Below are 882 nucleotides of genomic sequence, written 5' to 3' on the forward strand. Positions count from 1 at the left end.
AGCTTGATTGTTCAATTGATTTAACGTATCAGTATCATGAGATACTTGGTTTTGCGTTTGGTCAACATTTTGTTGTGTCTGTTCAACGTTTTGCTTAGCGTCCTTTAATTGGTCTTCAAGAGACTGTCTAGGAGTATCCTTTTCTGAATTTTGAGAAGAGGTTTCTGTTGATGCCTTTGTTTCGTCAGCTTGTTGTGCTTGTTGTGGCTGATTTGGATTAGTGACAGTATCCGCAGATACTGAATGTCCTGAAATCATTCCTGCGCTTACCACTAATCCAGCGATAATCCAGAACTTTCCGTTCTTGTACATCTTGAAATGGTTCTTTGTAGTATGGTTTAATGGCATATTATAATCCTTTTCTGATTTTATTATTAAGTTTAATGGTTTTGATAATTTTTTCTAGTTAACTATTTATAGTGTTTCACAATATTCCCCCCCCTCTCAATTATAATATATTCTAAGCGTAGTCCTTTTGAAATGAGAATATTTTAAACGAAGATACATATAGTAATCTTCCCATAAGGTCTATGAGTTTATTGTATAATGAATTATTTAGTTACTGTGACGGCTTTTGATTTCCTTAAGGCCGTTACCCTATAAGGCTGAGACGGGACAGGCGTGTACCCGTAAGGAAGGAGGCAGTTGTTCCGTCCAAACCACGTCCGAAGGTTGAAGTAGCGTGCAACTGGGCAATGAATCATTGGATATGGGGTAGCTCGCCCAGCAAGTTATTGGCAAAGTAGTGGTTCTTAGATTAGCACCTAGGAGGCTCTGAGAAATGTTTTCAGTTCAGAGCAAAAGCCATTTTAAGAAAAGAAAAAGCAGGCCCCAATTGCTGGGAGCTGCTTTTTTTACTTGGGTTAAGGCACATTATGTTAA

Annotated in this window: 1 protein-coding gene; it reads right to left on the bottom strand. The window is 38.1% G+C overall.

Features of this window, described 5'->3' with window-relative positions; genetic code table 11:
- On the bottom strand, positions 1-348 hold a 348-nt coding region (locus tag AOQ32_RS08360; protein ID WP_199504905.1), incomplete at its 3' end, for a KxYKxGKxW signal peptide domain-containing protein.
- Positions 349-882: the final 534 nt, after the last annotated feature.

The organism is Fructobacillus tropaeoli, from assembly GCF_001047135.2.
Classification (GTDB): domain Bacteria; phylum Bacillota; class Bacilli; order Lactobacillales; family Lactobacillaceae; genus Fructobacillus; species Fructobacillus tropaeoli.